This is a genomic window from Pseudomonas ovata (genome assembly GCF_003131185.1).
Classification (GTDB): domain Bacteria; phylum Pseudomonadota; class Gammaproteobacteria; order Pseudomonadales; family Pseudomonadaceae; genus Aquipseudomonas; species Aquipseudomonas ovata.
This window is the reverse complement of the sequence record NZ_QFFU01000036.1, coordinates 20,758-43,528: the sequence shown is the minus strand read 5'-3', so window position 1 is coordinate 43,528 and position 22,771 is coordinate 20,758. Positions and strand designations below refer to the sequence as shown.

Here is a 22,771-nt window from a genome sequence, read left to right as displayed (position 1 = left end):
GGACGAAGTGTGTATTCGTGGTTTCGATAATCGGACTGACGCTGGCTCAAGCGTATCGTTGTAATGTTCGACACGATGTAGATTGCGTGTCATCGGTCGTCAGGCTTCCCATGGGTTGAGGTCTAACGATATCCTTGCAGCATTGCCCGCCGAAAACGATGACACCGTAAGCGACATTCGTTGTACAAATTGCAACGCTGCAACCTTTGGATGACATCCCTGATCAGTGACTCCGTGGCCCGAGAAAGAACGGCGTCATTTTTAACGCACCGCCAGACCATGGTGTTTGCTGCGCTCGATGCCGAGCGTTGATGTATTCAAAGAAAGGCCCCAGCAATGGCACACAGCCGTGCATCCTCGCCCTTTGCTCCGATGAGTTGCAGGCTGGTTTTCATGGAGGAACCTGGATATGGAATTGGCACACTCAATGCCGGGTGCCCGCTCAAGTTGAACGGCCTGAGGAAGCGGGTCAGATCGATCACCGATTCACCTTCGCGTACATCCACCAATAGCGGCGGCAGACGAGGCAAACTCGGCAGGACAAGCGTATCGAAGCGTTCCAGCAAACGGTCAACGTGTTCGCTAAATGCCACGCGCATCGCTTGCGCTGCTTGCACAGCCAAGGTATCGGTGTTGGCTGCGCGCAGTAACCTCGCCTCAATATCGGCACCCAGTAAATCCTGGCCGGTGTAATGACCATAAGCAGCCCAGGTTTCAGCATTGATGACGGTCAATGCCGCTTCGAATGCCTGATCAAGAAGCGGCAGCGTGACGACTTCCCAGGTCCAGCCGCGGCGAACCATCTCGTCCCTTATCGCTTCCTCAATAGCTGGATCGCAAGAGACATCGACCAGACCTACCCGGAATTGCCCGAGAGGCTCATGTGCCGAGAACGTTGAGTCCATTGAAGTCATCGCAGCTACGATCGTCTCGAGATCACGAGCCATTGGCCCCACGACATCCAAAGAACTGGAAGCCGGATACACCCCGCGACGGCTCAAGCGTCCGAACGATGGTTTGAGACCGAAAACCCCACAGCAGGCGGCCGGCATGCGCACAGAGCCTCCTGTATCAGTACCCAATGCCACATCCACATTTCCCTGAGCAACGATGACCGCTGAGCCACTGGAAGACCCACCCGGTATCCGATCCGGTGCCTGTGGATTAACGGGAGTTCCAGCCCACTCGTTGATACCGGTTACACCGAAAGCCAGCTCATGCAGCACAGTCTTGCCAATGATTTGCCAACCATCGTCGAGAAGCGCCTTCACAACAGTTGCATGGTCTTGGGCTGGCGGGGCGTGTTCGAAAGCACGACTCCCACACCGTGTTGGCCAACCTGCCACATCCAAAGAATCCTTGATGGCGACAGTCCGGCCCGGCCCCCCGATGCAACCTTCAATGACCAGCGGGCTCACAGTGACGCCCCTTGGACATTATCGAGAGGAAAGGCATCAACACGCTCAGTTGAAAAAGAGGAGATGCGCCAGGCATCTGCCTCCCAGAGAAATTCCACGCTGAGGGCGGCGACAATTGATTGTGATTGGCCAGATTCGTAGCGACTGAGTTGCTGCATGACCCATCGGCCTTTGGCCTGAAAACCATCGACGGATAGTTGCTCCCCGGCAAGAAAGTGCATATTTGACAGAAAGTGGGGAGCCGGCGGCAGGTAACTCATGAGCATCGCCACTATCGCTTTGCGTCCTTCTACACGGCCAAATTTAACGGCATACCGAGATCCGACCCCCTGCCAGACTGCATCTTGGCAGAACAATTGGCCCAGCTCGCTATGACGTGCTTCAGGCCCGGGAACGTCGCACAAAAACATATACCGATTCAGCAAATGGCGAACCGCAGACTCTGCCTCAAGTACACGCAAACGTTTTTCCAGCAGGGAAATGTCAGAAAGGGGGGAAATCATTAAAAGGCTCCTGTCTAATTTGCAAAAAACAAGACAAGGAAATTAGTGACATACAAATTAGGCCACAATCACAGGAACCAGGGATCATGTTGCCTTTTAGGCAATGACGTTGATCCGTGCTTGACTGCAATAGCCTCTGTCGCCTGCTAGAGCCAGCGTTGTCATTACCACAACAAGTGTCGCCTCCCATGTCATCGAGTTCAAAAAATCGAACTGTACGATAAGCGTTGTCTGTAACCCCGTTTAGCCTGATCGCCAGCACTCATGACCCGAATGCTTCAAGGCTGATTGGGAGCAGTTAAGCGCCAAAAAAGCCCAGGACCATCATGGGTCAACCGATTAGTCGAAGGCCCTGCGATTTGGACCGTTCGATTCAGAATGACAACGGCGTCGAAGGTTAGAGAGCAACCGGTCAAATCACGTCCCCGCTGAGAAGGGTTCGCATCAGCGGTAAGAGCAGTACTTAAAAATGAGCATCAACGACTATGCACAACTTACCCACTATTGATTTCATTTACCTCTCCGAACCGGACATGATTCAGGCAGGCGTTACCGATATGGCAGCCTGCGTGGACACGATGGAAGAAATGTTTTCACTGATGTACCACGGCGACTACCGCATGGCGGGTCCCAATAACAATTCCCACGGATCTGTGGTGGTATTTCCTGAAAACTCACCTTTTCCGGGCATGCCCAAACCTACCCCCGACCGACGCTTCATGGCGATGCCTGCCTACCTGGGCGGTCAATTTCGGACGGCCGGGATGAAATGGTACGGATCCAATATCGCAAATAGAGAAAAGGGTCTGCCCCGCTCGATCCTTTTATTCGTACTCAACGATGCCGATACGGGCGCCCCTCTGGCAATCATGTCAGCGAATCTTCTTTCTGCTTATCGAACAGGCGCTGTGCCTGGCGTAGGCGCTCGCCATTTGGCCAGAAAGAATTCGAAGGTGGTTGGCATTCTGGGTCCAGGCGTGATGGCGAAAACCTCACTGTCGGCATTCGTTGCCGAATGCCCTGAAATTGACACCGTTAAAGTAAAAGGACGCGGCCAAAAAAATATCGATGCGTTTACATCGTGGGTCCGCGAGACTTTTCCACAGATTGTCAATATTCATGTGGTTGACACCAACGAAGCTGTGGTACGCGACTGTGACATCGTCACCTTCTGCAATTCCGGAGCGATTGGCGATGCCTCTGCCTATCCGGTGGTGAAGCGTGAATGGGTAAGCCCTGGTACGTTTCTTTCCATGCCTGCCTTGACGAGTATTGATGAAGGCATGGAGTCGCCTGACATACGAAAGGTTCTGGATAATCCTTCTTTGTACCAGGCATGGCATGAAGAAAATCCCAAGCCAGTACACAATATTGTGCCGGTAGTGGGCATCCAATTCCTGGATCTGATCGACGAAGGAAAAATGTCACATGAACAGCTCGAGGATCTGGGCAAGATTGTTGTCGGTGAAGCACCAGGCCGTAAAAATGACGATGAAATAATCATCATGTCAGTCGGCGGCATGCCCGTAGAAGATGTTGCGTGGGGCACTGTGGTTTATCGGAACGCCTGCGAAAAAGGCATTGGCGTCAAACTTAATCTCTGGGAAACCCCAACGCTCAGTTAAGCCCGCACGGCCCACGCGCCTTCTGAAGTTTCATTTGAATATCGGACAACCACATGAAAGAAGTGATCAAAGTCAAAACCGGATCCAAGTTTGAGGAACTGGGTAGCTACTCGCGCCTGATCGCCGTCGGCGATCTGATTTTTGTCTCCAATACCGCCGGTCGCAATCCCGTAACAAAGGAAATGCCCGAAGACCCGGCTGAGCAGACACTTCAGGTGCTCGCCAATATAGAACATGCCCTGTCGGCGGTTGACGCTTCGCTCGGCGATATCGTTGCCGCGCGCGTGTTCATACCGTTTGCGAAGGATATCGATATCGTAATGGCCACCTACGCAGAAAAAATGCGAGGCATTAATCCAACGCTGACGCTGACCAGCCCTCCCCTGGGATCTGAGATCTACAAAGTTGAAATTGAAGTCACCGCTTATCGCGGGGTTTCACAGGCCGATGTCAAAGAACTCACGATCACTCATAACAATACGTGACACTTAGCCGCTTAAGTGCCTAGCCATTCAGTGCATTTTCGATAACGTATACAGTATCAAGGATAAGAAACGTGGCCCCCTCTATCTCTCCCGTTCAGACTTCTGTCGATCTTCCTGCCGCCACGACAGTGGTGGTGATCGGAGGGGGCATTATCGGACTCACTGCAGCTTTGTCGCTGGCAGAACGTGGCATACCCGTTACGGTTCTTGAAAAGGGCAGAATTGCTGGCGAACAATCCTCGCGAAATCTGGGATGGATTCGAAAAATGGGGCGGGACAAACGGGACCTCCCTCTCTCGATCGCCGCAGAAAAACTCTGGGGCGCCATGGCGCAACGGCTCAATGCCGATGTTGGCTATCGACAGACCGGTATCTTGTATACCGCCCGCTCAACCTCGGAAATGGCTTCACATCACGAATGGTTGAAGTCAGTGGCCGATGCCTCGCTCGACTCACGTCTAGTCACAGCGAAAGAAATCGCTGATCTTTCTCCAGGGTGCACCGTCGATTGGGCAGGCGGGATCTATACAGCCTCTGATGGTCGAGCAGAACCTACTCTTGCCAGCAGTGCCATTGCACGGGCAGCTATTGCAAAAGGCGTTATTATCGTGGAGCACTGTGCGGTGCGAACGCTCTCCATGGCGGCAGGCAGAGTAAGCGGTGTTGTCACTGAACGGGGGGAAGTGCGTTGCGATAATGTAATCCTGTCCGGTGGGATGTGGTCGAGGCGCTTTCTGGCCAACGTGGGTGTTGCCCTATTGACGTTGCCGGTCGTCGCATCAGTACTTCGAACTGCCCCCCTGGCGATTGATGGGATGACTGAGGTAGCAGTGGGAACTCCAGATATTTCTTTTCGCAAACATCAAGACGGCGGATACATCATTACAAACCGAGGCGCTTTCATGGTGCCGATCGTGCCTGACAGCTTAATGATCGGCCATCATTATTTGTCCACACTGCGTTCCCAATGGAAAAATATGAATCTCTCCCTAGGACGAGAGTTCATGACGGAACTTGCATTGTCGCGATGCAGTTCTAACCAAGGTAGTTCTGCTTTCGAGCAAAGACGGACCATAAACCCAAACGTCAATCACGGACTGAATCGGGCTGCATTACGCAATCTCACCGAAGCGTGGCCCGCTTTTAAAAAAGCCACCATAGAGCTCGAATGGGCTGGCATGATCGATGTCACACCGGACGGCCTCCCAATAATATCCCCCGTGGATAAAATTCCAGGCTTGACGCTTGCTTCCGGATTCTCAGGTCATGGTTTTGGTACCTCGCCAGCAGCTGGACAACTGGTAGCTGATCTTGTCACTGGCGACACGCCCATAGTTAATCCCGCACCGTATCACCTCAAGCGCCAACACCGTTAATCCAGCCAGGAACGCAGGGATAGCTCAGCCATCAAGAGCCTCGTAGAACGTTAAACTTGCAACATATAAGGGGCTATTTTCCAAGGAAAATAGCTTCTCCCTGTACCGAGGCGACTGAATACTTCTCGCAGGCATTACTCACACCAAACCGACACTCAGCGTCACATCGTTAGTGGATCAATCAGTCTCCCACCCTAATGCCATTTTGCGCACAGTCGACATTTCTCCCATTGCTCCGGTGTTCCAGTGAAGCTCGATTTTTGATCGAAAATTTCGGTGCAGGAAAAAATGCCTGCTTAGATCAAAAAGTTATAAAAAATTTTTAGGTCACTGACCAAAAAAACTAATCCGCGGTATTGCTTCTCGGCATTCACTAGCATAGATTCGTCAGCATAATAAACACCTGATGATGCGAACCGTGCGAGGCACCCATGATAACTTCCCAAACTGAGCTCCAAGATCAACGATTCAAGTATCTGTATTTGAGCTCCAGACTGGGAACCATGCGCGCGGCGGCTGAAGAGTTGGAGCTCGCCGTTTCTTCCATCAGTCGCCAGATTGCAAAACTGGAGTCCGATCTCGGCATTCAACTTATACAAGAAGGTACTCACAGAATCTGCCTGACCGCGGCGGGTCAGGCTGCAGTTGATTATTATGTTGAACGCATGGGTCATCACAATCAACTTTTGAAAAAACTCGGACAGCTCAAAGAAGGCTATTTAAATAGAACAAGCATTGCGGTGGGCGAAGGATTACTGAGTACTCAGGCGATAGGTGAACTTTATCAATTTTTCAAAGCTAACCGACAATCGCACACTGCGCTTTTGATTGCGCCCTCTCACGAAGTTGAGCGAATGGTCGCTGAAGACGAAGCAGACATAGGATTGGTGTTTTCCCCAACCAAAACCGCAAACATCAATAGGCTCCATTCTTTCGATCAACCCATGAGAGCCATTGTCCACCCCGACCACCCGCTGGCGGGCAGATCGATACTCAGTCTTCAAGACTTGACTGACGAAGATATTGTTCTACCTCCCATTGAGTACCGCATCAGAGGGATTATTGATCAATTGCGAAGTGAACGCAGCGCTCATTTCCAGCCTTACATTACGTCAAACTCACTGAAGATAATGTTGGATCTCACGCGCAACGGCATAGCCTCGACAATACTCAGTGACTTTCCTGTCATTGATGAGTTGTGCAACGGTACATTAAAAGCTATTCCTATCGATTATCACGCGTTGAATGAAACACAAGTACAAATTATTTCGCGCCAATCCAGGAAGCTGTCCCCTCTTTCGCGTGACTTGGTGCATCACTTGGCGATGGCGATAAACGCACAGATTAGGCGCATTCGTGATTGCAGCAGAACCCCCAATAAGATTTTCTTGATTCGGGAAAAACAATAGCTAAGGCAGTTGATTAGCTTCTTTTTCCTGAGCGATATTGTCAATGATTCTCCATATGATTGATTTAGCGTCTTGAACTATTCGCTCATAACTCTGTGCAGACGGCCAATCCACCATATAAAGCACCATAACACCATCGACATGTAACAACACCTGAGTTGCAACCCGCTTGATGGTCTCACGCGATGCATGAGGGTAAACCCTGGTCAGGATTGTCGAAAATTTTCGCCGATTGACTCTGTACAATTTACGCTGAAAAAGGCGAGCCTCTATATCCCGGAGCGCCATCCCCCAGAGCTCGACGAAGATAGCTGTAACATCCAGCCGCATGAGATCACTAAATAAATAATCCAAAACAGCAGCCATCTGTTGTTCGGGCCTGTTATATGACGCCATCATAATGAGTTTATAATTTCTCAGGTAGTCATTCACCGTGTACCTGACCATCTCCAAAAAAAGTTGATCTTTGGTCGGGAAAAAATATTGAAGATGACTCAGCGACATATCGACTTTCTTAGCCACGCTTCTCATACTGAAGCCAGCGCTTCCCGAGTCGAGAAATACCATCCTTGCTTCGACCAAAATAGCCGCGCGTCGCTCTTCAGTCTTTTGATTGTTTTTAGCAATCCTCATTGAGAATTTCCTTTTCATCTAAAAAATCCCAGAGATTATACAGCACTCTTAATTCGCCTTAAAGCCCACACACGTTTGTATTCCATACAGAGCAGATATAGGTGGCCGACTGGATGCACCATCGGCAAAAGCCAATCCATCCTTCATGCAAGTGAAGCGTTGGACGCACCACCTGGATGAGTCACCTTTGTTGCAGCAAGGGCAACAATAGGTACCTCCGCTGTCATTGTCCACATCTTGACGGTGCGGGATATTAATTTCCATTCTATTCCGCTCGTACGATAGCGGCCCCTGAAACAATAACAATGGGCATTCGATCATGACACTGGCAAATAACTACGAACACCTCACCGCTGGCGCTAAATCCAGGATCGGCAAACGCACTCAGCTGTTCATTAATGGTGAGTTCAAGGACCCGCATTCAGAAAAATATTTTTCTATCACTGATCCAAGTAACGGTCTTGAATTAGGTCAAATCGCACAGGCAGACCAGTTTGACGTCGACCTGGCAGTGGCCGCTGCACGCAAGGCATTTGAAGACAGCGCCTGGTCCAGAATGCGACCCTATCAACGTGAAGCATTGATGCTGCGGCTCGCTGATTTGATTGCGGAAAATGCTCAAGAGCTTTCTGAACTCGAGACGCTCAGCAGTGGCCGCCTTATTCGAAACACTCGCGCATTCGATGCGGACCTGTCGGTTTATACGCTGCGTTATATGGCGGGGTGGTCCACCAAAATTTCTGGAAAAACCCTGGATTTGTCCGTTCCTTACCTTCCCGATCAAAAATTCTTTGGCTTCACAAAACGATCGCCACTGGGTGTCGTAGCAGCAATCACCCCATGGAACGTGCCGCTTTGCCAAGCGGTCTGGAAATTGGCACCTGTTCTAGCAACGGGGTGTACTGTAATTCTCAAGCCCGCTGAGCAAACCCCGCTCACTACGTTGCGTCTGGCTGAACTCTGTAATGAAGCGGGCATTCCACCTGGCGTTGTCAATGTCATTACCGGCCTAGGTCATGAAGTGGGTGCGGCGCTTGTTGAGCACCCTGGCGTGGACAAGATAAGTTTTACAGGCTCGACTGAGACAGGGAAACGAATCGCCGCCATAGCAGCGCCCCTGATGAAAAAATACACGCTTGAACTCGGCGGAAAGTCACCGGTCGTCATCGCCGAAGATGCCGATCTGAACATCGCTATTCCCGGCGCTGCCTGGGCTATTTTCGGCAATCATGGTCAAAACTGCTGCGCAGGTTCTCGGCTGTACGTCCACGAGCGCCACTACGCCGAAGTGACTGCGGGAGTCGCTGAGATCGCACGGACCATAAAAGTTGGCCCGGGTCTGGATTTAAGTTCGCAGATGGGCCCACTCGTACATCACGCCCACCGCGACAAGGTGATGAGCATGATCCACCAGGGTCTTGAGTCGGGTGCAGAATTACTGTGTGGGGGCGAAACAATCAACAGCCCTGGCGCTTATATTCAGCCGACCATTTTGACCGACCTTACAAACAACAGCATCACCTCCCAAAAGGAGATTTTTGGGCCGGTGCTAACCGCCTTTTCCTTCAAGGACGACCGAGAGGTTATCCAGCGCGCCAATGCGACCTCATTTGGTTTGGGGGCCAGTATCTGGACCAAAAACGTTGATCGGATCACAACCTTCTTCGGCGGTGTGAAGGCAGGCACGATCTGGATCAATAACCACAATGTGCTGGATCTCAGTCTCCCCTTCGGCGGCATGAAGGATTCGGGCGCAGGTCATGAGTTGGGTGAAGAAGGCTTACTCGCCCACACCTCTCTCAAGGCCGGTGTTATGCGTGTTTTTGATCAAGCTGAATGAAGATTGGCGAACTTTTTTAACCATCAATATGAATTGTCTTCCCGCGTGCGTACAGGTATTACCCGATGAATGAACTCCTACACGTAGTCGTGCTTAAACGAGTGCTGCAAGGTGATGATGTAGTCATCATCGAGCTGGCGCGGGCAGACCGCGGCAATTTGCCGGCCTTTGAAGCCGGTGCGCATATTGATGTGCACCTCCCTTCACGTGTGATCCGCCAATATTCGTTGTGCGGCGATCCCGCTGACGCAGGCATTTATCGCCTTGGCGTTTTGAGAGATCCTCAATCCAGGGGTGGGTCCATTGCAGTCCATCAGGAATTGCTTGAAGGCGTAACGGTAGACATCAGCCTGCCTCGTAACCATTTCCCGCTGGACTTGAATGCCGAACATTCAATCCTGCTCGGAGGAGGTATTGGCATCACACCGATGCTGGCGATGGCCTATGCGCTTGAAGCCAAGGGCAAGGCGTTTGAAATGCATTATTGCGCACGCTCACGTAGCCGAAGTGCGTTTCTTGAAGAGCTGGAGCGCTCCGGATTTTCCCATGCCGTCCAGCTGCACTTCGACGATGAACCTGAAAGCAAACTGGACCTCAAAAGCGTATTAGGAGGCAGCCAGGAGACGGCCCACATCTATACATGCGGACCGGGAGGTTTTATGGAGTGGGTTATCAATAATGCTCTCGAACTCGGCTACCCTGATGCACACATTCACCGCGAATACTTTCAGGCCGATGTTGATACCCAGGGGTCGGGTTTTGAGGTTGTGGCGGCGCGCAGCGGTAAAACCGTCAATGTCATGACCGGGCAGACCATTTATCAAGCACTGGCTGAAGTCGGTATTGATATCGAAATATCCTGCGAGCAGGGTGTTTGTGGCACCTGCCTTTGTGACGTATTAGAGGGTGAACCAGACCACCGCGATGTGTATCTCACTGCGGATGAAAAAGCGGCGAACGATACGATATTAGTATGCTGTTCACGATCAAAATCTCCACGATTGGTTCTCGACATATAAACGTGAAAGGCTGTTGCACCCCGGGCACTTTTCGTCCTGGGTGTCTTTAACAAGGAATAACCCTCGCGTGCTATGCCGCAGGCTTAACACGCGTTGCCGCTCAAGCAAATGCCTTGAGCACACCGGTTTTTTCTGCCGTATCGGCGTTTGAAATCCTCTGATTTACACCTACCTACTGCCTTGCGCCGTTTACTTTCGGTTCCATCCCATTCGGCAGTTTCAATCCAGAGCTGCCTGACAACGGGCAGCTGAGAATTTTATGCTTAAAAATAGCCTTCAAGATTTATGGAAATTTCGACTGCCGCTGTTAGGCATATTCAGTATCGCGACTGCTCTTGCGCTGGCCTTTGCCTGGACGGGAGGATTCTTAGGCACTGGCATTACCACAAAGGAATTTCTGGGTGAGTCCCTGGATAATTTTCCGCCAGGCTATCGACGAGCACACGGTAAGGGTATGTGTTTCAGCGGGACTTTTCATGCGAGCGGCGCGGCCGTCCCTCTGTCGACCTCACCTATTTTTCTACCGGCCAACCTTCCCGCTGTCGGGCGTTTTTCAATCGGCACCGTGGACCCGCACGCTGCAGACAATTCGACGGCGACCGTCAGCATGGCACTCATGCTGGTGGCCGACGATAAGTCACAATGGCGAATGAAGCTCAACAACGAGCCCTACTTTGCAACTCGTGATGCAGAGGGTTTCCTGGCGCAGATCGAAGCCTTTGAACCAGTGGCTGCCACCGGACAACCAGCCCCGGACAAGGTGGCCGCGTTTTTCGAAAAATACCCCGAGGCTCGTAAATATGTAGAGCGAGAGGAAAATGCGACCTGGCCGGCCAGTTTTGCAGGAGCCGAGTATAATTCGATCAACGCCTTCGTACTCATTGCAACGGACGGAAAACGTCAACCTGTGCGCTGGTCCATGCGCCCTCGTGCAGTTGTAGAGCCGTTGAGCAAGGAGGCTCATGCGCAAGCCGGTCATGACTTCCTGTTTGATGAAGTCACTCAGCGTGTGGGTAAGGCCCCCTTGTATTGGGATCTGGTGTTTCAGCTGGCCGAGGCAGGAGATCCGGTCAACGATCCTTCTCAGCCATGGCCGAGCAGCCGAAAAGAGGTAATCGCTGGAACACTAGAGGTAAACCAGGTGGTAGAGCAAATTCATGGGGCATGTCGTGACATTAACTTTGACCCTACGCTTGTCCCCCCCGGCATAGCACTTTCAGACGATCCGGTGCTTGCAGCCCGTGCAGGCATTTATTCCCAGTCCTATAACGCCAGATTACGAGAAATAGGTTTTGGTAAAGCCACTGACGCGATTGGCAAGAAGGAAATCAAATAATGCATACCCAGCAGAGGCACAACGGTGTGCACCATTTCAATTTCGCGGCACGGGTTCTCCATTGGCTCATGGCTGTCCTTATCCTGGCCATGCTATTCATAGGCGTAGGCATGATGTCTTCTCTGGGTCTGCGTCCCTGGCTCATTGACCTTCATAGGCCTCTGGGAATCGCCATTCTTGTTTTGGCTATCCTGCGTCTAGGTAATCGGCTTTTAAACGCCACGCCTCCATTGCCTGCCAGCCTACCGTACTGGCAGAGAAAGGCGGCGCACGTTTCGCATCTATTGCTCTACATGCTGATGCTCTGCCTGCCACTGCTCGGTTGGGCGACGCTCTCTGCAGGCAATTGGCCGGTCACCATGTTCACGGGCTGGAACCTTCCACCAATTGTTCCAGTCAGCTCCGTGCTTTACGCCTGGTTTCGGGCTGCACATGGGTTTTTCGCCTGGATTCTGTTTCTGCTTGTATTAGGGCATCTTTGCGCAGCGCTGATCCATGCGTGGATATACCGCGACGGCGTCTTCTCCAGCATCACGCGCAAGACGCCTGTTAAGTAAACCCGCCTCAGGCTATGCATAAACACCAGAGGTTTTACGCCTTTGGATGCTGAGACTGAGCGTTCGCTTATTGTTGCCTGAGCCCCGTCAGGCAGTACGGCGATTCGCTCTCGTCGTCACATGACCGCTGAGTGGCTACTCAGGTGCCAGACCGATTTATTATTAGCCTGTTGCATAGCCATGTCTGGGCTCTAGGCCGCGCAGATATCCTGCCTGCTGCGCTTGCGAAGGTGGAGGAAAGCATATGACACACATCAACATGGCCACTATCGATCTGAATCTTCTCAGGACGTTTGTGGCGATTTGGGAACACCGCAGCCTGACAATCACCGCTGACCGCCTACACCTCAGCCAGCCCGCTGTCAGTCACGCACTGCGCCGGCTACGTGATGTTTTTGACGATCCACTGTTCGTACGAACAGCAACGTCGATGGAGCCGACTGACGCAGCTATTCGCCTTCACAGCCCCATCGAACACGCGCTGATTATTATTCAAAGCGCATTAATGATGTTTTCAAATTTTGAACCGAAAACAGCGGATCGTACCTTTCGCATCTCGATGTCGGACATGTCGCAACTCTACGTGCTGCCGACGCTGATGGACGCGTTATCCCGCGAGGCGCCGAATGTACGCGTGGATGTGCTTCAAATGCCTATCGAGCAACTGGCCATGGCATTGCGCAAAGGTGATGTAGATATCGCCGTGGGCTATCTGGTAGAACCCGATGAAGAGTGCATCTATGAAAAATTGCTAGACGACGAGTTCATTTGCCTGCTGCGCCAGGACCATCCTTTTCAGCAAGCTGAATTGAGCGTTCAGGACATGCTCGCCCTGCGCTATGTAGACGTGTCGAGTAACATTACCGGCCATGGCCTGACCGCCGATGCAGCCTTCGGAAAAGCCGGCATTGCGCGCGACATCGCTCTGAAAGTACCCAACTTCACCATTGCTCCGAATATCGTTGCCAACACTGATCTCGCCTTGATTCTGCCGCGTGCCATTGCCATGCAGCTAAATCGCGACCAGCGCTATCGGCTGCTGAGTCTGCCCCTTGAATTGCCATCCATCTCAGTGGGCCTTTATTGCCATAGCCGGTTCCTACCGGATGCCGGAATAACCTGGCTGCGCGGGTCATTCATTAGTTTGTTTGCCTCCGGCAGCCACACGGGCGCTCACATCAAATGAACCGTGCGGGCGTTACGCATAAACGTCGCCCGCGAAGGGTGTGATTGCAATGGCACCAGACGTTCAGTTCGAAGATCAGCTTGCAAACATTCTCAATCCACTTCGCTCCAATCGTTAAAGGTCTGCAAAGGCATCGGCGGTTTCGGCAACTGTATTGGATCAGGACGTCTGCAGGCCGGCATTTACAACCCGCCCCACACGGTGAAAGTTTCGCCCAAAATAAACCAGGCTCTCCCCCTCTCCACGCACCTCTATTTGATTGATCTCGACAAATAACACGGCGTGCGATCCGACGTCCTTCACCTCTACAATGGTCCCTTCGAGGCTTGCCAGCGCGTCGTTCAATACAGGTACGCCGGAGGATCCAGTACGCCAGTCCTGACCTGTAAAGCGCTCCGCAGGCGGCAGATCCGTCAAACCAGCAAACTGTCGCGCAACCCCCTCCAGATCACCGGTTAGTATATTGACGCACAATGCCCTGTTGCCCAGTAACGCCTCATGAATTGAACTGTTACGGTTGATGCAAACTAATAATGTTGGGGGCGTATCAGTCACCGAGCAGACCGCACTCGCCGTTAACCCGAAGCGACCATGGGGGCCATCGGTAGTAATGACATTCACCGCCGCGGACAACAATGACAGCGCTTGCCGAAAATGTTGCTTTGCTTGATCGCCCACCATAATCCTTCACCTTGTAATTATTGACTTGATGGAACTATGTTGAGACGGATGATTCGGCCGGTCAAATTCGATTTACTCATACGGCCTATTGACAGCGGGAATAGCCAGCGCCCTTAACCCCCCCTTTCGAGGCGCGTGGCACGACCGTTTATTCCCGCCGATTATTAAGATTATTCATATTCCTAATTTGATTTTTTCTTATTCGCCAACGCATGCTGAACCGGTATGCCATCACGCCAACCAGAGAACAATAAATATGAACAGCAAGAACAATTTCGATGATTATGACACTCGTGCAGGCGTTCCAATCAGCCCACAGGCGATTTCCCTGGATGATGTGATTGCGGAGATTGCCGAGCGTCGTAGCGAGTTTAATCAACGCGCTCATGTCCCTTTAGACATGATCGAAAAAATGAAAGCAGTCGGTATCTTCCGCGCCAGTACTCCCAAATGTTTTGGTGGCGATGCGCTGGCGCCAAGCGAGTTCCTACGCATTGTAGAACGGGTTTCCGAGGCCGACGGTTCAGCCGGCTGGGTGGTCGCGTTCGGCTCAGCCAACATCTACCTGGCTGCCCTGCCCCTGGAAACTCAAGCGTTGATTTATGCCAACGGGCCGGACCAGGTCTATGCTGGCGGCCTTTACCCTCTACAACCAGCCAAAGAAGTTGAAAGTGGCTGGGAGGTCAGCGGTCACTGGCGGTTTGCTAGTGGGTGCAAAGGTGCCAACTGGATTGGCGTAGGCATCGGTGGCACACCCGCCAACGGAGGGGGAAAGACAGCAGGTAAACCGCTGACCGCAGTGTTCCCGGCAGGCGAAGTGCAAATCGTCGACAACTGGCATGTTGTCGGAATGCAAGGGACGGGTAGCCATGATCTAAAATTGCATAAAAAGACTGTCAAACGCGAGTGGACCTTCGTTCGTGGTAGCGCTTCCACTGTTGACGAACCCCTCTATCAATACCCATCCGTGTCCTACCAAGCGCAGGTCCACGCCGCCGTTAACCTTGGGCTGGCACGCGCAGCACTGGACCTGGTGATCGCAATGTCGGGCAGTAACAAAACTGTCACCGGTGCACCACGCTTGGGTGACCGGGCTTATTATCGCAGCGAGCTGGGTAAGGCAGAGGCGATGCTGCGCAGTGCACAGGCGTTTTTCTACGAAGCCGCCGACGCTGTTTGGGCCTCGCTTTTGGCCGATAACACGGTCACCCTGCAGCAGACAAACTTATTGCGCCTCAGCGCCACCCATGCCGCTCATACCGGCGCGGACGTAGTCATGAAGGCTTATAGGCTTGCTGGGACTGCAGCCATTTTCAATGACAATCGTTTGCAATGGATCGTACGCGACTCGATGGTGGTGACACAGCATGCTTTCCTTGGCGAAGCAACCTATGACGGCGCGGGTGCAGTGTTTGCCGGCATCGAACCGAACATGCCCTATCCTTGAGCGTCAATCTGCACAGCCGCTTCTGCCAAGCGGCTGCAGCTTCTAGAGTTGATTCTGTAAGCGCCCTATTCAACCTTGTTAGCGTGTCAGGTCGTATGGGTTGAAGATTGTCGCCATCGAGCTGCATCGGGCCTACAGGAGTCCAGAGTGAAAGTCGGTAAGTGGGCAGTATCAGTTTTAATATTCGGCACACCGCTGCTTTCGCTCAAGTGTGTCATCAAGCGACCGATAAATACTTATGCACTGGGACCTCCACTGCTGCTGGCGGGGAGCACATTCCACGCACCAGGAAAACCATGACAATAAGAACAATGAATATTGCTCCGCGCGCATTTCTCGGGTTTTCATTGATTGGCGCGCTCATGCTGATCATTGGCCTCTTCGCACTGTCGCAGATGGGCAAGATCCGTGCAGCAGGCGATGACGTCGCGAAATTAGGCGTCCCAAGCTTTCAGACCCTGAATGCTCTCACGGTGACGGGCGTCCGCATGCGGGTTTTGTCGTACCGGCTGTTGACTGATCGCGAACCGAATGCTCAGAACCGCATTATCGAATTACTGGCGGAACAAAACCAACAACTTAACAAGTCGCAGGTCGCCTACGTCAAATTGATTTCAGCCCCTGAAGAACAAGCCGACTACAACAACTATATGCGGCTGATGGATGAATATCGGAAGATCGAAACGCGCCTTGTCACCCTCAGTCGGGCCGGCAATCTGCAAGAGCTAACGCGCGTGCTGAACGCCGAGTCTGCGGCCAACGCTGAACAGATAAACGCGGCGTTGAGCAAGCTTACTGACTTCAATAACGCCCAACTGGCTATCATCAATCAATCCTCTGCTGACGATTACAGCTCTGCCTTCGACCTGGTTGTCGGCCTCCTCATTATTGCCTCGCTGCTGACCATGCTGTTTGCCTGGCTGCTGACCAAGAGCATCACCCACCCAATAGCTTTGGCACTTGAAGCGGCTGAAACCATCGCCGAAGGTAATCTGACCCGACCGATCAAGGTCAATGGCACTGACGAAGCGGGTCGGTTGCTGCTTGCCATGCAAAAAATGCAGGACAATCTACGTGATACCTTGATGCGTATTTCCGGATCCGCAACACAATTGGCTTCCGCTGCCGAGGAGCTGAACGCAGTGACCGATGAAAGCGCCCGTGGCCTGGCGCAGCAGGACAACGAAATAGAGCAAGCCGCGACTGCAGTCAACGAAATGACCAGCGCCGTCGAAGAAGTGGCGCGTAACGCAGTGAGCACTTCCGAGACGTCAAAAAACGCGACAGCGTCAGCAGGCGATGGCCGGGATCTGGTTCAGGAAACCGTCAACGCTATCGAACGCATGAGCGGCGATGTGCAAAGCACGGCTGATCTTATCGGTAATCTTGCGGAAGAGTCCCGCGACATAGGCAAGGTTTTGGACGTGATTCGTGGCTTGGCGGATCAGACCAACCTGCTGGCGCTGAACGCAGCCATCGAAGCGGCACGGGCCGGTGAAGCCGGTCGCGGGTTCGCGGTGGTTGCCGATGAAGTACGCGCTTTGGCCCATCGCACCCAACAGTCCACCAGCGAAATTGAACGTATGGTTGGCAGTATTCAAGGCGGCACCGAAAAAGCGGTCAGTTCAATGCGTAACAGCACTGACCGTGCTGAATCTACCCTGAACATCGCGAAAGGCGCAGGCTTGGCGCTGGAAACCATCAACACCGCAGTAATCGAGATCAACGAGCGTAACCTGGTCATCGCCGCCGCTGCGGAAGAACAGGCTGCAGTCGCCCGTGAAGTGGACCGCAACTTGGTCAATATCCGCGACCTGTCGACGCAATCTTCCAACGGCGCCGCCCAGACCAGCACCGCCAGCGGCGAGTTGACCCGCTTGGCAGTTGACCTGAACAGCATGGTGTCGAGGTTTAGATTGTAAGAGGTATCGAAGGCCGTCTGTTTATCGTGGCATCGACCCACGCTAGGCTCTGTACGAAAAGTCGGTGAGCGAAGGTCAGGCAAGGCAAAAAGCGGCGAGCAAGCGCAGTTGACACGTGTCAATGAGCATTGCGAGTCGATTTTTAACGCAGCATGGCCGAGCGCAGCCACTTTACGTACAGAGCCTAGCACTGGAAACAATCTCTGGAGCGAGATGACCACCCTCTCCGCTCCCATCGCTAGCGTGCTAGGTGACAGCATCTGCCGATACATCCAGCGCGCTGTTGCCTAAGAAGCACCGTGAACTGAAGCCTAATCACTTTCGTGCCCATGCCATGCCCAGCTCGCTGGCAAGTGCTGTCTGATCAATAAAAAATAACGACTTGACCTTGTCTACGGGGTCTCGTTAACCTCGCCCACCCATCAACCTACCTTCCGGTAGGAAGTTGATCATGAGTTTGTTATGGAAAAGAGTCATCCCGGTAATCCTTCGCTGAAATTTGCCATTGCCTTGGGTGCCATCGCCGCACTGGGACCCGCAGCCGTCGATATGTATTTACCCAGTCTGCCCGAAATGGCGGTCGAATATTCCACGCGTGTTGCCAGTATTCAGCTGACGCTCACGGTCTTTTTGTTGGCGATGGGGCTAGGGCAATTGCTGTTCGGGCCGGTTGTCGACGCGTTGGGCCGCCGACGTCCACTGTTGGCAGGCTTGTTGCTTTTCAGCTTGAGTGCATTGTTTGCAGGCGCAGCACCGAGCCTTGAATGGCTACTCGTGGCACGATTTGCCCAGGGAATAGGCAGTGCTTTGACGTTGGTAGTCATCATGAGCATGGTGCGTGACGTCACTCAGGGCGTTCAGGCAGCAAAGCTTTTTGGCCTGCTGCTGACCATCCAAGGTGTTGCTCCCATCATCGCCCCGGGGTTGGGTGGCTACATTGATGCGCATTTCGGATGGCGGGCCGTCATGCTGGTACTGGCTGTTCTCGGTGCGCTGGTGGCGGTGAACTCGATGGTTGTATTGCCTGAAACACTACCCGTGCAAAAGCGCGAGCCATTGAAGATGAGACGCGCGATGCGCACGTATGTGCGCATCGCAAAAGACAGTCGTTTTCTACGGCCCGCCTTAGCGCTGTCAGCCGTGTTCTTTTTTCTCTTCGCCTATGTCGGCGGCGCCACCTTTGTTTATCAGAATGAATACGGACTGCCTGCTGCCCAGTTTGGTACGCTGTTTGGCGCAACCGGCATAGCGATTCTTATCGGGGCCATCGTGGCTACCAGGCTGGTGGGCAAGTACGGTTTGGCGCGTATGGCAACGGCTGGGGCTTTTTGCATCCTTGCAGGTTCTACCATGGCCTACGGCGCAGCGGTATCGGGTTCTGATCTGTACTGGCTGGCCGCCGGTGTCGCGATAGCACTGTTTGGATTGGGGATTGCAGAAACCTCATTGATGACCCTGGTGATGTCTTCGCAAACCACTGCGCTGGGTTCAACGGCTGCATTGCTGGGCGCTTTTCAGCTTGGCATCTCGGCCTTCGCAACACCGTTGACCGGTTGGGCGAGCAGCCATGGCGCCATTGCCTGGTGCTCATTCCTGATCCTCTGCGCCGTTCTGGTGGGCGCGCTCACCTGGGTCAGTGTGCGCCACGGCAGGGCCGAGCACATCACCGCGTTGAATCATTGATCAAAAGGACATCCTGATGAAAGTGCTGAGCACTTCGGCAGGCAGAATCTGTGACATCGCTCTGTTGTCGCTTCTATTTGCGCTCAACATGGGGATTGATGACCCTTTGCGAGGAGCTCTCGAGCGTCATCACGCAGCCCCATCTCAGGATAGGTGCCCAAGGAGATGCGCTTTTGCCTGCCGAGCCAGTTGTAGCGCAGATGCCATGATTTGCCACCGGTGGGTGTGACCACCAGGCCTGGGCCATCCGTTTCGGGGATGCTGTAGGTTTTCTCGGTGGCCTTGGCTTGCCGCACGGTCAGATCAAAGAGGGCCATCATCAAAAGCAACAAGGGCAACAGCGTCCACGATTTTTCAAGCGAACGCTTTTACCTTTGACGTCAGAATCCCCATGCGCCAACGACACACCGATTCCAAACCCTTCAAAGTCCAGGTCGTCCAGGAATATCAGCCACCTGGCGTCTGCGCTTCCAGTCGAGTGGGTCTGTGTTGCCTGAGCAAAAGTGCTCCGACTCAGACCCACCCGCCATCGACAATAAAGTTCTGCGCCGAACACATCGCCGAGGCATCGGAGGCGAGAAACAGCGCCATATTGGCGATGTGTTCCGGCAGTACGCTGCCCGGCAAACACTGGCTGCGGCTGATCAGTTCCCTGGCCGCATCGTCGACCCACATCGCCAGCTGTTTTTCGGTCATCACCCAACCTGGCACCAGGGTATTGACGCGGATGCCGCTCGGCCCCAGTTCCCGGGCCAGGGCGCGGGTCATACCGTGGGCGGCGGCCTTGCTGGCGGCGTACACCGGGTAGCCGGCGGAGGCCATCATCCAGCCCACCGAACCGAGGTTGATGATCGCCCCGCAACCTGCGTTTTTCATCATCGGCACCACCGCCTTGGCGGCGAAGAAGGCGTGCTTGAGGTTGACCGAAATCAACCTGTCGAACATCTGCGAGTCGACTTCTTCGAGCGTGTGGCGCACGTCATTGGCCGCGTTGTTCACCAGCACGGTGATCGGCCCCAGTGAGTGTTCGAAGCGGTCGATGGCGGCTTTGTAGCCGATCTCGTCAGTGATGTCGCAATTCACGAACGCCACGGTGTGCCCGCGCGAACTCAACAGCGCCGCCAGGCGTTCGCCCTCGCTCTGCGCACGGTCGACAAAACCCACCTTGGCGCCTTGGGCCGCGAAGGCCCGTACCATGGATTCGCCGATGCCTGAGGCACCGCCAGAGATCAGTACGGTCTTGCCTTCGAGGTCGGGATAAATCGCGTGCTGAGTCGTCATGAAGGATTGCCTCGCTCAATTAGTCTTATTTTATTTTGAAAATACGGCATTTAAGGCTATAAATTCGCTGTCAAAACGACAAAATACCCATATTAGTAGAACTATTCCAGCCAAAACAACAAAAGGAAGTTCGACCATGAAGCACCCTCGTTATCTGTTGTCCGGTCTCGCCATGTCCATGTTGATCGCCAGCGGCGGCGCCCAGGCCACAGGACTCACCAGCGAACACAAGCCCTTCGGTAAAACCAACGACGGCACGGCCGTCGAGCAGTACATCCTGCGTAACAGCCACGGCATGCAAGCCACGGTGATCACTTATGGCGGCGTGCTGCAGTCGCTGAAAGTGCCGGACAAAAACGGCAAGGTCGACGACGTGGTGCTGGGCTTTGACGATGTGCAGGGGTATCAGGCCGGCACGGCGTTTTTCGGCGCGACCATCGGCCGCTTCGGCAATCGCCTGGCCGGCGGTGCCTTTGAGCTGGACGGCAAACGCTACCAGGTGCCACTCAACGATGGCCCCAACGCCTTGCATGGCGGCGCGCAAGGCTTTGACAAGCAGTTATGGAAGGCCGCCGAGGTCAAGGGCAAGGACTCGGTGGGTGTCACCCTCACCTACCTGTCCAAGGACGGTGAGATGGGCTTTCCTGGCAATCTGAAGACCGAAGTCACCTACAGCCTCAACGAGAACAACGAACTGCACATCGCCTACAAGGCCACCACCGACAAACCGACGGTGCTCAACCTCACCAACCACAGTTACTTCAACCTGGCCGGCGCGGGTAATGGCGATATTCTCAAGCAAGTCGCCACCTTGCACGCCAGCCATTACACGCCGGTGAACGCCACCTTGATTCCGACCGGCGAAGTGGCGCCAGTGAAAGGCACGCCGATGGACTTCCTGAAACCGACGCCGATCGGCCAGCACATCAAGGACGACCATCCACAGCTAAAGTTTGCCGAGCCCAAACAAGGCGGGTTTGACTTCAACTGGGCGCTGGACTCCCAGGGTGACGTGAAGCAACTGGCGGCCGAAGTGCATGACCCCGAGTCGGGGCGGCGGTTGCAGCTCTACACCACCGAACCGGGTGTGCAGTTCTATACCAGCAACTTCCTCGACGGCTCGGTCAAGGGCAAGGCCGGCAAGACTTACCTGCACTGGAGTGGTTTCACCCTGGAGACCCAGCACTATCCAGATGCACCCAACCAGCCCAGGTTTGCCTCGACCCGCCTGAACCCTGGGCAGACCTACACCCAGAACACCGTCTTCAAATTCTCCGCCGATTAAAACTGTGGTAACGGACCTGCTCGCAACTGCGGTGTGTCAGGAACAGATCGACACTGCGCATTCGCGAGCAAGACCGCCCCCCACATTCAGTCCTCATGGACCATGCCTCAGCGTTGTTTCATGCGGTCGATGACCACGGCCAGCAGCAAAATCGAACCCCTGATCACGTACTGATAAAAGGTGTCGATGTTCTTCAGGTTCATCGCATTCTCGATGATCGCCAGGATCAACACGCCGGCGATCACATGACGAATCATTCCGATACCGCCGCTCAATGACACCCCGCCCAGCACGCAGGCCGAGATCACCGTCAGCTCGAAACCCTGGCCGATCATTGGCTGGCCGGAGGTCATGCGCGAAGCCAGGATCACCCCGGCCAAGGCGCCGATCAAACCGTGCACGGCAAAGATCAGGATCTTGGTGCGGTCCACGTTGACGCCCGCCAGCAGCGCAGCTTCCGGGTTGCCACCGATGGCCATGGTGTTGCGTCCATAGGTGGTGTAGTTGAGCAGCCAGCCGAAAAACACAAAGCAGACGATGGTGATCAGGATCGGCACCGGCACGCCCAGTAATTGGCCGTTGCCGAATACGAAGAACTGCTCCTGGGAAACGCCCACCGCCTTGCCGTCGGCAAAGATATACGCCAGCCCACGCACGATCTGCATGGTCGCCAGCGTGGTGATCAGTGCATTGACCCGCAGTTTGGCGATCACGATGCCGTTGATCAGACCGACGATCAAACCCATTCCCAGTGCGGCGCCGATGCCGAGCATCACGCTGTCGGTGTCGCGCATCACAATCGCCGCCACCACCCCGGCGCAGGCGATCACCGAGCCCACCGACAGGTCGAAGTGCCCCGACGCCAGGCAAAACAGCATGGTGCAGGCGGCAATCCCCACCGTGGAAATCGCCAGGCCCAGGCCACGCATGTTCAGCGGCGAGAGGAAGTTATCGATCAGCAAGGCACAGAGCACAAAGATGCCCACGGCGGCGAGCAGCATGGCCCAGTTGTCGAGCAGTGCGCGCATATCCATAGGCTTGCGTGCCGAGGGCAACGCGTTGTCTTGGGTTGTCATAGTCATCTC

The 22,771-nt window shown here is 53.9% G+C and carries 19 protein-coding genes and 2 pseudogenes; 14 read left to right on the top strand and 7 right to left on the bottom strand.

Annotation, left to right across the window (positions count from 1 at the left end; genetic code table 11):
• Nucleotides 1–317 precede the first annotated feature (317 nt).
• A complete protein-coding gene (locus DGA31_RS28180; protein WP_109514744.1) occupies nt 318–1,418 on the bottom strand; it encodes an amidase in 1,101 nt (366 codons plus the stop codon).
• Nucleotides 1,415–1,921, bottom strand: a complete 507-nt coding sequence (locus DGA31_RS28175; RefSeq protein WP_109514743.1) for a nuclear transport factor 2 family protein — start codon at nt 1,919–1,921, stop codon at nt 1,415–1,417. The genes DGA31_RS28180 and DGA31_RS28175 overlap by 4 nt, the downstream gene beginning before the upstream one ends.
• Before the next feature lie 485 nt (nt 1,922–2,406).
• On the opposite strand from DGA31_RS28175, the gene DGA31_RS28170 reads away from it, so the two are divergent.
• The 4 genes from DGA31_RS28170 to DGA31_RS28155 all read left to right on the top strand — a co-directional run bounded on the left by DGA31_RS28170 (nt 2,407) and on the right by DGA31_RS28155 (nt 6,816).
• Entirely contained in the window at nt 2,407–3,546 is a 1,140-nt protein-coding gene (locus DGA31_RS28170; RefSeq protein WP_109514742.1) for an ornithine cyclodeaminase family protein, read from the top strand.
• Nucleotides 3,547–3,599: 53 nt separating this feature from the next.
• A complete protein-coding gene (locus DGA31_RS28165; RefSeq protein WP_109514741.1) occupies nt 3,600–4,031 on the top strand; it encodes a Rid family hydrolase in 432 nt (143 codons plus the stop codon).
• Nucleotides 4,032–4,102: 71 nt separating this feature from the next.
• A complete protein-coding gene (locus tag DGA31_RS28160) occupies nt 4,103–5,407 on the top strand; it encodes an NAD(P)/FAD-dependent oxidoreductase (protein ID WP_109514740.1) in 1,305 nt (434 codons plus the stop codon).
• A gap of 431 nt (nt 5,408–5,838) precedes the next feature.
• Nucleotides 5,839–6,816 carry a LysR family transcriptional regulator gene (locus DGA31_RS28155; protein WP_193551532.1) on the top strand — a complete coding sequence of 326 codons (978 nt, stop codon included), beginning with the start codon at nt 5,839–5,841 and terminating at the stop codon, nt 6,814–6,816.
• Here DGA31_RS28155 and DGA31_RS28150 read toward each other — a convergent pair whose 3' ends face one another.
• Nucleotides 6,817–7,449 carry a TetR/AcrR family transcriptional regulator gene (locus DGA31_RS28150; RefSeq protein ID WP_109514739.1) on the bottom strand — a complete coding sequence of 211 codons (633 nt, stop codon included), beginning with the start codon at nt 7,447–7,449 and terminating at the stop codon, nt 6,817–6,819.
• Between the two features lie 319 nt (nt 7,450–7,768).
• Between DGA31_RS28150 and DGA31_RS28145 the strand changes: the two genes are divergently transcribed.
• From DGA31_RS28145 to DGA31_RS28125, 5 genes are all read left to right on the top strand, one after another.
• Complete coding sequence (locus DGA31_RS28145) at nt 7,769–9,289, top strand: aldehyde dehydrogenase family protein (RefSeq protein ID WP_109514738.1); 1,521 nt, start codon at nt 7,769–7,771, stop codon at nt 9,287–9,289.
• 65 nt (nt 9,290–9,354) lie between these two features.
• A complete protein-coding gene (locus tag DGA31_RS28140) occupies nt 9,355–10,308 on the top strand; it encodes a PDR/VanB family oxidoreductase (protein ID WP_109514737.1) in 954 nt (317 codons plus the stop codon).
• 259 nt (nt 10,309–10,567) lie between these two features.
• On the top strand, nt 10,568–11,644 hold the full coding sequence (locus tag DGA31_RS28135) for a catalase family peroxidase (RefSeq protein WP_109514736.1): 1,077 nt from the start codon (nt 10,568–10,570) through the stop codon (nt 11,642–11,644).
• Nucleotides 11,644–12,201: a cytochrome b gene (locus DGA31_RS28130; RefSeq protein WP_109514735.1), complete on the top strand. Its 558-nt coding sequence runs from the start codon at nt 11,644–11,646 to the stop codon at nt 12,199–12,201. Before DGA31_RS28135 ends, DGA31_RS28130 begins: the two co-directional genes overlap by 1 nt.
• Before the next feature lie 244 nt (nt 12,202–12,445).
• Nucleotides 12,446–13,387, top strand: coding sequence for a LysR family transcriptional regulator (locus DGA31_RS28125; RefSeq protein ID WP_109514734.1), 942 nt, complete (start codon nt 12,446–12,448; stop codon nt 13,385–13,387).
• Between the two features lie 159 nt (nt 13,388–13,546).
• On the opposite strand, the gene DGA31_RS28120 is transcribed toward DGA31_RS28125, so the two are convergent.
• Complete coding sequence (locus DGA31_RS28120) at nt 13,547–14,068, bottom strand: flavin reductase (protein ID WP_109514733.1); 522 nt, start codon at nt 14,066–14,068, stop codon at nt 13,547–13,549.
• Between the two features lie 256 nt (nt 14,069–14,324).
• Between DGA31_RS28120 and DGA31_RS28115 the strand changes: the two genes are divergently transcribed.
• The 4 genes and pseudogenes from DGA31_RS28115 (at nt 14,325) to DGA31_RS28100 (ending at nt 19,120) form a co-directional block, all read left to right on the top strand.
• Nucleotides 14,325–15,515, top strand: coding sequence for an acyl-CoA dehydrogenase family protein (locus DGA31_RS28115; RefSeq protein ID WP_109514732.1), 1,191 nt, complete (start codon nt 14,325–14,327; stop codon nt 15,513–15,515).
• Nucleotides 15,516–15,811: 296 nt separating this feature from the next.
• Nucleotides 15,812–16,582: pseudogene (locus DGA31_RS31005) on the top strand (MCP four helix bundle domain-containing protein); the annotation flags it as partial.
• Nucleotides 16,565–17,437, top strand: a complete 873-nt coding sequence (locus tag DGA31_RS31000) for a methyl-accepting chemotaxis protein (protein ID WP_421958018.1) — start codon at nt 16,565–16,567, stop codon at nt 17,435–17,437. The pseudogene DGA31_RS31005 and the gene DGA31_RS31000, both read left to right, overlap by 18 nt.
• A gap of 462 nt (nt 17,438–17,899) precedes the next feature.
• Nucleotides 17,900–19,120, top strand: a complete 1,221-nt coding sequence (locus DGA31_RS28100) for a multidrug effflux MFS transporter (protein ID WP_109514729.1) — start codon at nt 17,900–17,902, stop codon at nt 19,118–19,120.
• Between the two features lie 76 nt (nt 19,121–19,196).
• Here DGA31_RS28100 and DGA31_RS28095 read toward each other — a convergent pair.
• Nucleotides 19,197–19,437, bottom strand: a pseudogene (locus tag DGA31_RS28095) (Arm DNA-binding domain-containing protein); the annotation flags it as partial.
• A 196-nt stretch (nt 19,438–19,633) separates the two neighbouring features.
• On the bottom strand, nt 19,634–20,401 hold the full coding sequence (locus tag DGA31_RS28090) for an SDR family NAD(P)-dependent oxidoreductase (RefSeq protein WP_109514728.1): 768 nt from the start codon (nt 20,399–20,401) through the stop codon (nt 19,634–19,636).
• Between the two features lie 136 nt (nt 20,402–20,537).
• On the opposite strand from DGA31_RS28090, the gene DGA31_RS28085 reads away from it, so the two are divergent.
• Nucleotides 20,538–21,686, top strand: a complete 1,149-nt coding sequence (locus tag DGA31_RS28085; RefSeq protein WP_109514727.1) for an aldose epimerase family protein — start codon at nt 20,538–20,540, stop codon at nt 21,684–21,686.
• Between the two features lie 107 nt (nt 21,687–21,793).
• On the opposite strand, the gene araH is transcribed toward DGA31_RS28085, so the two are convergent.
• Nucleotides 21,794–22,762, bottom strand: a complete 969-nt coding sequence (araH, locus tag DGA31_RS28080; protein WP_056839123.1) for an L-arabinose ABC transporter permease AraH — start codon at nt 22,760–22,762, stop codon at nt 21,794–21,796.
• Between the last annotated feature and the right edge of the window lie 9 nt (nt 22,763–22,771).

Bases quoted from the DNA above. Each gene is read 5' to 3' on its own strand.
- DGA31_RS31000 (WP_421958018.1), top strand. From the start codon at position 16,565: ATGCAAAAAATGCAGGACAATCTACGTGATACCTTGATGCGTATTTCC.
- DGA31_RS28125 (WP_109514734.1), top strand. From the start codon at position 12,446: ATGACACACATCAACATGGCCACTATCGATCTGAATCTTCTCAGGACG.
- DGA31_RS28150 (WP_109514739.1), bottom strand. From the start codon at position 7,449: ATGAGGATTGCTAAAAACAATCAAAAGACTGAAGAGCGACGCGCGGCT.
- DGA31_RS28115 (WP_109514732.1), top strand. From the start codon at position 14,325: ATGAACAGCAAGAACAATTTCGATGATTATGACACTCGTGCAGGCGTT.
- DGA31_RS28090 (WP_109514728.1), bottom strand. From the start codon at position 20,401: ATGACGACTCAGCACGCGATTTATCCCGACCTCGAAGGCAAGACCGTA.
- DGA31_RS28120 (WP_109514733.1), bottom strand. From the start codon at position 14,068: ATGGTGGGCGATCAAGCAAAGCAACATTTTCGGCAAGCGCTGTCATTG.
- DGA31_RS28155 (WP_193551532.1), top strand. From the start codon at position 5,839: ATGATAACTTCCCAAACTGAGCTCCAAGATCAACGATTCAAGTATCTG.
- DGA31_RS28140 (WP_109514737.1), top strand. From the start codon at position 9,355: ATGAATGAACTCCTACACGTAGTCGTGCTTAAACGAGTGCTGCAAGGT.
- DGA31_RS28145 (WP_109514738.1), top strand. From the start codon at position 7,769: ATGACACTGGCAAATAACTACGAACACCTCACCGCTGGCGCTAAATCC.
- DGA31_RS28085 (WP_109514727.1), top strand. From the start codon at position 20,538: ATGAAGCACCCTCGTTATCTGTTGTCCGGTCTCGCCATGTCCATGTTG.
- DGA31_RS28170 (WP_109514742.1), top strand. From the start codon at position 2,407: ATGCACAACTTACCCACTATTGATTTCATTTACCTCTCCGAACCGGAC.
- DGA31_RS28165 (WP_109514741.1), top strand. From the start codon at position 3,600: ATGAAAGAAGTGATCAAAGTCAAAACCGGATCCAAGTTTGAGGAACTG.
- araH (WP_056839123.1), bottom strand. From the start codon at position 22,762: ATGACAACCCAAGACAACGCGTTGCCCTCGGCACGCAAGCCTATGGAT.
- DGA31_RS28130 (WP_109514735.1), top strand. From the start codon at position 11,644: ATGCATACCCAGCAGAGGCACAACGGTGTGCACCATTTCAATTTCGCG.
- DGA31_RS28135 (WP_109514736.1), top strand. From the start codon at position 10,568: ATGCTTAAAAATAGCCTTCAAGATTTATGGAAATTTCGACTGCCGCTG.
- DGA31_RS28175 (WP_109514743.1), bottom strand. From the start codon at position 1,921: ATGATTTCCCCCCTTTCTGACATTTCCCTGCTGGAAAAACGTTTGCGT.
- DGA31_RS28100 (WP_109514729.1), top strand. From the start codon at position 17,900: ATGGAAAAGAGTCATCCCGGTAATCCTTCGCTGAAATTTGCCATTGCC.